This window comes from Salipiger sp. D13, assembly GCF_003703915.1.
In the GTDB taxonomy this organism is placed as follows: Bacteria; Pseudomonadota; Alphaproteobacteria; order Rhodobacterales; family Rhodobacteraceae; genus Salipiger; species Salipiger profundus.
This window is the reverse complement of sequence record NZ_RAPJ01000099.1, coordinates 1-1579: the sequence shown is the minus strand read 5'-3', so window position 1 is coordinate 1579 and position 1579 is coordinate 1. Positions and strand designations below refer to the sequence as shown.

General features: G+C 73.0%; 1 protein-coding gene. It reads right to left on the bottom strand.

Going from position 1 to position 1579, the window contains the following annotated elements:
- Positions 1-151: 151 nt before the first annotated feature.
- Positions 152-1579 (bottom strand): phage tail tip lysozyme (locus D6860_RS25430; RefSeq protein ID WP_254681431.1); only part of this gene is annotated, 1428 nt, incomplete at its 5' end.

Here is a 1579-nt window from a genome sequence, read left to right as displayed (position 1 = left end):
GAGAGCTGCAGGCCGCGCGCGACCGAGGAATAGCGGCGGCGATAGGCCGGCACCGGCGCATCCTGGGCACGCTTCAGCCGCGGATCGGTGGCGCTCGCCCGGTAGCTCGAGCGCAGCGGCCGTGGCAGCGCGGTGGGCCAGCTCGGCACGGTCATCGCAGCGCCCCCTTCGGGCGGACGCCGAAGGCGTTGCGCATGGTGCGCCGCGCGGCGCCGCCGGGCATCGACAGCGCGCCGCCGACCATCTCCGCCAGCACGTAGCGCTCGCGCCGGCCACCGCCGGGCATCGGCTCTTCCTCGAGCGTGGCCGACATCGGAACGCCCGGCGGGGTGACGATCTGCACCTCGCGGGGGCCGGTGTCATACCCGCCGCTGGCGAAGCCGCCACCGTTGGCGCGCGCCGGCAGGCTCGCCATGGCGTCCCCGCCCGAGTTGATCCATTCCAGCAGGCCCCTGTTGCGCGCCGTCGCGGCCCCGTTCACGACGAACTCGCCGGAGCTGATCCGGATCAGCCCGGTGTCCGCCCGGCTGCCCCCCGGAAAATACTGGTAGCCGCCATCGGCATTGGCGGGCGGCGCCTCGCCCGGCGAGAAGATCGCGCCGATCAGGCTGCCGATCCAGCCGCCGCCGGCACCGCCGCCCGCGCCACCGCTGGTCAGGCTGGAGAGCACCGAGCCCAGCATGTCGAAGCCGCTGCCGAGCGTGCCGAGGTTCTGCGTCGCGCCCACGGCCGTGGTGGCGAACTGACCCAGCGCGGCTTCCGCCGACGACAGTCGCGTGTCCCAGCCATGCGCCCCGGTCGGGTTCATCGCCGACCAGCCCTGCGGGCGCTCGAAGCCCACGAAGGCCTCGGTCGCCGCGCGCACATCCGTCGAGGCGAGCAGCTTCTGCAGCACGCCGTTCTCGCCGGTGAGCAGCTCCTGCCAGACGTAGTCGAGCTGCGCCTGCACGTCGCCCAGGCCGTCCATCCCGCCGACGGCGCCGAGCAGCCCCTGCCCCCGCCCGGCGTGGTGCTGGAACAGACCGAAGGAGGTCCCGCCGTCGCCCACCGCGAGCGGGTTGAACGCGCTCTCCGCCGAGACGTTGCCCATGATCGCCGCGATCTGGTGCGGCTCCAGCCCCTTGCCGGCGAAGAAGCTCCAGATCTGCTGCTGCACGTCCGACGAGCCGCCGAGGCTCGCCCCGCCAGAGATCATCCCGGCCGGCGTCGCCGCCCCGCCAGCGCCGGCGAGCGCGTTGAGCCCCGGACCGCCGATCGTCACGTTCATCGCCGTGACCGTCATCGCCGGAGTGGAGAAGGCCTCCATCGCCGAGAAGTCCGGCGTCGGCATCTGATCCCACCACGTCCGGACGACGAAGTCGGACTGAACCGCCATCGGCATCACCTCCGGGCCCACGACCATCGCGTCCGGGCACACCTCGAGCCAGCGCCAGATCTCGACCTTCAACGCCTCGCACTGCGCGGCCGAGGGTTGCGCGCCGTCGTAGGTGACCAGGATCGACGCGGCATTGATCCACTCATCCTCGTCGGTGCCCGGCAGGAGGTCACGGGGCGCGATCTCGTCGCCGGACGGTGCGTC